This is a genomic window from Streptomyces sp. NH27 (genome assembly GCF_056859195.1).
In genome coordinates this window covers 1-5,934 of record NZ_JACEGK010000504.1, presented here as the reverse complement: position 1 = coordinate 5,934, position 5,934 = coordinate 1, and the positions used below count along the sequence as shown (strand labels likewise).

The 5,934-nt window shown below is 70.0% G+C and carries 6 protein-coding genes and 2 pseudogenes; 2 read left to right on the top strand and 6 right to left on the bottom strand.

Translation table 11 applies throughout. The features are described 5' to 3' along the window. From AC13HU_RS30500 to AC13HU_RS30475, 6 genes and pseudogenes are all read right to left on the bottom strand, one after another. On the bottom strand, positions 1 to 1,118 hold a 1,118-nt coding region (locus AC13HU_RS30500), incomplete at its 3' end, for a CU044_5270 family protein (RefSeq protein WP_483045203.1). Next, positions 1,115 to 1,756 carry an RNA polymerase sigma factor gene (locus tag AC13HU_RS30495; RefSeq protein WP_483045202.1) on the bottom strand — a complete coding sequence of 214 codons (642 nt, stop codon included), beginning with the start codon at positions 1,754 to 1,756 and terminating at the stop codon, positions 1,115 to 1,117. The genes AC13HU_RS30495 and AC13HU_RS30500, both read right to left, overlap by 4 nt. A 239-nt stretch (positions 1,757 to 1,995) precedes the next feature. Beyond that, entirely contained in the window at positions 1,996 to 3,135 is a 1,140-nt protein-coding gene (gene tgmC / locus AC13HU_RS30490) for an ATP-grasp peptide maturase system methyltransferase (RefSeq protein WP_483045205.1), read from the bottom strand. Positions 3,136 to 3,345: 210 nt separating this feature from the next. Further along, a pseudogene (locus tag AC13HU_RS30485) lies at positions 3,346 to 3,558 on the bottom strand (helix-turn-helix domain-containing protein); the annotation flags it as partial. Positions 3,559 to 3,584: 26 nt separating this feature from the next. Continuing rightward, entirely contained in the window at positions 3,585 to 4,457 is an 873-nt protein-coding gene (locus AC13HU_RS30480; RefSeq protein ID WP_483045201.1) for a helix-turn-helix domain-containing protein, read from the bottom strand. Positions 4,458 to 4,547: 90 nt separating this feature from the next. Beyond that, positions 4,548 to 4,645: pseudogene (locus AC13HU_RS30475) on the bottom strand. A 282-nt stretch (positions 4,646 to 4,927) separates the two neighbouring features. Here AC13HU_RS30475 and AC13HU_RS30470 point away from each other — a divergent pair. Then, positions 4,928 to 5,767 carry a helix-turn-helix domain-containing protein gene (locus AC13HU_RS30470; RefSeq protein WP_483045200.1) on the top strand — a complete coding sequence of 280 codons (840 nt, stop codon included), beginning with the start codon at positions 4,928 to 4,930 and terminating at the stop codon, positions 5,765 to 5,767. After that, the coding region (locus AC13HU_RS30465) for a DUF397 domain-containing protein (protein ID WP_483045204.1) at positions 5,764 to 5,934 on the top strand (171 nt) is incomplete at its 3' end. The genes AC13HU_RS30470 and AC13HU_RS30465, both read left to right, overlap by 4 nt.

Below are 5,934 nucleotides of genomic sequence, written 5' to 3'. Positions count from 1 at the left end.
CTACGTACCTGCGCGGCCGTGGGCTGCTTGCCCTCCTTGTCCACCACCGCCCACTCCAGCACGGAGTCGGCGGCGAGCAGGGTGCCCTTGCGGCCCAGCGAGGTGTCCTTGACCAGGTAGGTGCGCGAGCCCAGGTAGGACAGGTCGCCCGCGTCGAAGACCCACTCGGAGCGCTGCCCGTACCGGGTGTCGTCACGGCGGATGCCGACGCCGTGCCGGCCGGTCGCGTCCGTCGCACCCGGGTCGGCGACGACCCCGGGGATGTCGGCCGCCGCCTTGTAGAGCGCGGCAGCGGTCCGCGGCGGCATCACGCTCTCCTCGATGAGCCCGCCGATCGTTTCGAACACCGCCTGGTCCTGCTCCTGCCCTGCCTTCCCGGGCGTGTTGGCGTACAGGTACGCCAACAGGGCTTTCGGGTCGGTGGGCAGCGAGGCGAGCCAGCGATACGTCGCGCGGGAGAAGCCGGGCGGCGTGCCGTCGGTGTCGCCGAGCTGCGCGTTGATCGGAAGGGTCTCGCCCTCCTCGCGGACCAGGCCCAGCCGCTTGACCGGTCCCTGCGCCTGCGAGGACCAGGTCTCCCTGGTGTGCAGCGTGCCGGGCACGGCCTTGCCGCTCGTCTCGTCCGCGCCCTCGGCCATGCTCTTGACGTACACGAACTGGCTGTCCAGGACCGGGGTCGCGTCGCCGGCGAGGGCGACATCGGAGATCCGGTCGAGCAGGGCGGTGGCCTGCCGGGCGGCGGGTGCCTCGGCCCGCGGGGCGACGGCGGCTCCGTGGCCGCCGCCGCGCGTCACCAGGCCGGCGGTCAGCGCGCCGGCCAGGGCGAGGGCGGTCAGCGGGACCAGCACGGCCGGGCGCGGCCGGCGCGAGCGGCGCGGGGTCGGCGCGGCCGGCGGGGCGGCCGTGGTCGTGGTCGTGGCGGCGCTGTCGAGGTCGATCTGCTGCATCAGGAGTTCCTTGTGGTGCAGGTGGCGCTCGCGCGGGAGGTCCCAGGGAGCCGGCGACGGCAGCAGCCGCGCCAACTCGGTGACGTCAGGCCGACCGTCGCCGGGACGCTCGGTCCCCTGGCGGCCAGTTCCGGGACGCTCGGTTCCGGGGCGGGACGGGGTGTCACTCATCGGGTCTCCTCCCGTACGGGCAGGGCCGCGAACACGGCCTTGCCTGTTTCCTCTCCGCGGCCACGGAAGGGTTCCGGCCGCGCCGACTCCTCCTCGCTCAGCCGGCTCAGCCGGGCCCGGGCGCGCGACAGCCGCGACCGCACGGTGCCGATCTTGATGCCCAGCGCCTCCGCGGCCTGGCCGTAGTCCAGGCCCTCCCACACGCACAGCACCAGCACCTCGCGCTCGTGCCTGCGCAGCCTGCCGAGCGCGGTGTGCACCGCGGCGAGCCGGCGGGTGTCGTCGAGGCGGCCCACGGTCTCCGGTGCGAAGTCGGCGACCACCTGCGGTTCCGACTGCCGGGCCAGGAAGGCCAGTCGGCGCCCGCGGCCGCGGTTGGCGTTGTGCGCCTTGTGCGTCGCGATGCCCAGCAGCCACGGCCGCAGTGACCGGCCGTCCGGCTCCACCCGCTCCCGGGCCCGCCATGCGGCCAGGAACGTCTCCGACATGACCTCCTCAGCCGTCGCCCAGTCGCCGGTCAGCCGCAGCGCGTGGTTGTAGACCGTCCGTGCGTACCGCTCGTACAACTCGGCGAACGCGTCGCGCTCCCCCGCCCGCACCCGGCGGCGCAGGCCGTCCTCATCTCCGGTGTCCCTCACACCCGTTACCTCTCCGCGGGCCGAAAGGGGTTGCCGTGACCTGCGCCACGCTGCCACCGTCACCGCCGGTCGAGGGCGCCGCCGACGAAGTCCCGCGCGACGGACGCGGGATGGGCGCGGAACGGGCGCGGGATGGGGCGGCGTGCGGGACCCACCGAGCACGCTGCCGCCCCCAAGTATGGGGCGGAGGCCCCCGGCGCCCTCATCACCCACTGCCGGCCGCCCGGCCCGCATGCGTGTCAGATCGGCAGGTCCCACCCGGGGCCGTCCTCAGTGCCGAGCCACACCCGCTGGCCGGCGGCCGAGACCGTGATTCCGAACTTCTCCTGGTGAGGTTCGTCGGCGGACTGCCAGCGCTGCACGGCCCGTTCGACCCGGTCCCACAAAGGAACGGGACCGCGCTGGACGACGGTCCACCCGCCACGGGAATCGGCGGCCGTCCGGGCTTGCGAACCGGTGGACACGTCCCAGAGGATCTGCTCCGCCCCCGCCCCCATGCGTTCGGCCGAGGGCGCCGCGAGCTGCGCGACCCAACCGCCGGTCCAGTCGTCCAGCTTCGCGGGGTCGATCCGGCTCGGACGCTCCTCCCCGGGCAGCAGGGACAGCGTCGGACGGGGTGGGCGGTCGTGCGGCCGGGCGATCATGAAGCTGGTGCAGCCGGGAAGGAACCGGCCCGTGGCCTCCCCGGGGCCGGTCACGTCCAGCAGCGCAAGGGCGTTGGCGTAGCTCCACCCGGACAGCGTGACCAGGATCTTTCCGCCTGGCCGCACCTGGTGCAGCCACGGCAGCGGGATGTACCGGACCGAACACGTGGCGATCAGCCGGTCGTAGCGGCCCCCGTCCGGGTCACCGCGCAGGCCGTCACCGATGATCAGCCGGGGCGCGTATCCGGCCGCATCGAGCGCCGCCGCGGCAGCACCACCCACCACCGGGTCGTACTCGATGCTGGTCAGGTGGGCGTCCTTGAGACGGTGCGCACCGATCGCGGTCGAGTACCCCGTGCCGGTGCCGACCTCCAACACGCGGTGACCGGTCTCGGCACCGAGCTGCTGCCACATGCGCAGCACCAACGACGGCAGGGTGGACGACGACGGGGAGCCGGTCACGGCCCCCTCGGTCACGTCGTCGGGCCTGATCCGGCCGTCCAGTTGGGTGATCAGCGTTTCGTCGGAGTAGACCCCCTCCAGCCATCCGGGCGCACGCTCCCGGACCGGCCGGAAGCTGGTCGGAACGCTGCCCGCCACCGGCCTGAAGTACGACCCCGTGAACAGCTCGCGGGGAACCGACTCGACGGCGCCGCGCCACTCGGGCTCCGTCAGGATGCCCTCCTCGGCGAGTCCGCCCGTCAGGGCTTCGCGGAGCTGAGCCGATGTGCTCACGTGTCGGGGACTTTCTCCAACTGGTCGGCAAGAGCGTGGGCGATTGCCGCGGTGGTCCCGGACCGTGGTGGTGGCCGTGTACGGCCCCATTCGTTGCGTGCCCCACGGTGCTGGCGTCTGTGTCATCGGTGCTGTACCTCCGCTTCCCGATGGTGTCGAAAGTCCAACACCTCTGGTATAGCGTTTGCGTTCCAGGGCGACAATTGGGCAGTTGAGCGCGTGGGCGATTTTCGTGAGGTTGGGCGGGGTGGCGTTGCGCCAGCCGGATTCGATTTCGCTCATCAACTGCTCGGAGATCCCGACCTCGGCGGCCAGTTCCCGTTTCGTCAACCCGGCCCTTTCCCGCGCCCAGGTGACCGCTTCGGGTTCCTGGTTCAGCCAGGACGGACGCCAGCGGACTCTTCGGTTGTCGCTGAGCCCCATCCCCGCGTTCGTGCTGTTGGCGCCGCTCACGGCTGGAGACCTTCCGATGAACCGCACCCGGTGTGCTCGTCCAGCAATGTGCGGAGGAACGTCAGGGATTCCGTCGGGGTGAGGGCGGTGTCGCGAAGCATGTCGTAGGCCAGGCGCAGCGGTTCGACGTCTTCGGGTTCTTCGATCAGGTGGCCGCTCAAACTGCTCGGCGTGTAAGCGACGGAGCGACCGTCGAGAAAGTAGATCAGCTCCACGGAACCACGGATCTGGAGCGGCCCGGTCCCGAACGGCACCACATGCACCAATACATCGGGCCGTTGGGCGACTTCGATCAGGTGTTCCAGTTGCCCGGTCCACGTCTGCGCGTCCCCCGCCTTGCGCCGCAATACCCCCTCGTCGAGCAACACCCGGTAATGCACCGGGTCGGGGCCGGCCAGCCGCTCCTGCCGAGCCAGCCGCGCCGCGACCTGCGCGTCCAACTGCCCCGCGCTCAGCCGCCCGGTACGCAGCTGCTCCCGCGCGTACTCCCGGGTCTGGAGCAACTCCGGTACGGCGCTGACCGTGTACTCCTGGATGCTGACGGCTTCCGCCTCCAGCGGCGCCAGCCCCAGGAACGGCCGGTCCTTCGTCTCCCGCTTCGCCAGGTGCCACAGCTTCACCAGCAGCATCCCGGTCCCGTACACCCGGTCCAGCGCGCCGGCCGCCTCCACGGTCCCCAGCCGCTCGCCCTTCTCCAGCCGGTGCAGGTACGACTGCTCGTACATACAGAGTTCCCCGAGTTGGACCAGCGTCATGCCCGACTGCTGCCGCCGATACGCCAGTTCGCTCGCATACAACTCCCGCGCGGACAACCACTCCCAGTCGACGACCTCCTTTCCCTTCCCGCCTTCGCTGCTGTCGCCGGTCATACGGATCCCCTTTCCACGATGTGTCGTTCGTCACAGCGGTGGTGCTATGCGGCCGGAATTACGCGTAGTTTTGCGTAGCGGGCCGCCAAGTCCCCTTGTCCGGAATCGAACCGGAGTCGTCGGATCGCCCGCACGATGAACGGAAGTGGTGCGGCGCCCCGGGCTCTTCCTGACTGAGCTACAAGGGGGCAACTCCTAACTGGGGCGCGCTTCTTCGTCCTTCCGGCACCGTTCGCAGGCGCACGGCGGCAAGGCGGAACTCCCGTACGCCGGCACGCTTTTCGGAGCAACGTTGTAGCGCTTCCGTACGGTCATGCGTTTCCCGGACTTCGCATCGATCCGATACACAGCAAGCGTCATACCCATGGCTCGCTCCTCTCCGTAGCAACGCCACTACCGAATAGGCTCATCGTGACCTAGAGTCGGAGGCCCTTCAAATAAACGGCAACGAAGGACGACCGGGGGTCGACATGGTCAACATCAAGGAACTGAAACCGGAAACCAGTCCGCGAGCCGCCTACGGCGCACGGGTGCGCAGGTGGCGAGAACGTCACGGGTGGAAACAGGAGGAGCTGGCCCTCCGCGCGGGATGTTCCAGCCAGCACATCTCGGCGCTGGAAACTGGTCGCAAGCCGCCAACTCTCGGCATGTCGCGGCGACTTGACGTCGCCCTCGGGACGGCCAACACCACAAACTCGTTCGAGCGCGAGTACATCGAACTGCGGCGCGGCTCGCTGCTGCAGGGCTTCCCGGAGTACGTCGAGTACGAGGCACGGGCCGTGGAGATCCGGCTGTTCGAGATCGGTGTCATCCCGGGCCTGCTGCAAACGCAGGAGTACGCGGAGGCGTTGGCGGACGGTGATGTGCAGCGCGGCACCATTACGGCCGAGCAGGCCGCCGAGCGAGTCGCCGTCCTCATGGACCGGCAGGCCGCACTGGTGAGGATCCGTCCGCCCATGGTGCTCGTCGTGATGGACGAGAGCTGCCTCCTTCAGGCTGTCGGCGGCGCCAAGGTCATGGCGGCCCAGCTCCAACGGCTGGTCGAGATGGCTGCCCTGCCCAACTGGATCATCCAGGTGGCGCCCTTCAACATGGGCGCACGTCGCGCGTTCCTCCTGCCGGTCAATCTGCTCACGCTCGCCGACCGGTCCGTTACCTTGTACGCCGAGTCACAGGCGCAGGGACACTTTGACCGCGAAGTCACTTCCGTGCTGCCCCTGTTGGGGGCCTACCATCAGCTACAGGCCGAAGCGCCGTCGCAAGCGGCATCCGTGGCCATGATCAACCAGCTACGAAAGGGCACGTCGTGACGACCGAATCCCCCCGTTGGTTCAAGTCCTCGTACAGCGGCAACGGCGGCAACTGCGTCGAGATCGCCGCCAACCTCGCCGCCTCACGCGGCATCGTCCCCGTCCGCGACTCCAAAGACCCGAACGGCCCGGCGCTGAACTTCCCGGCCGCGTCGTTCACTTCATTC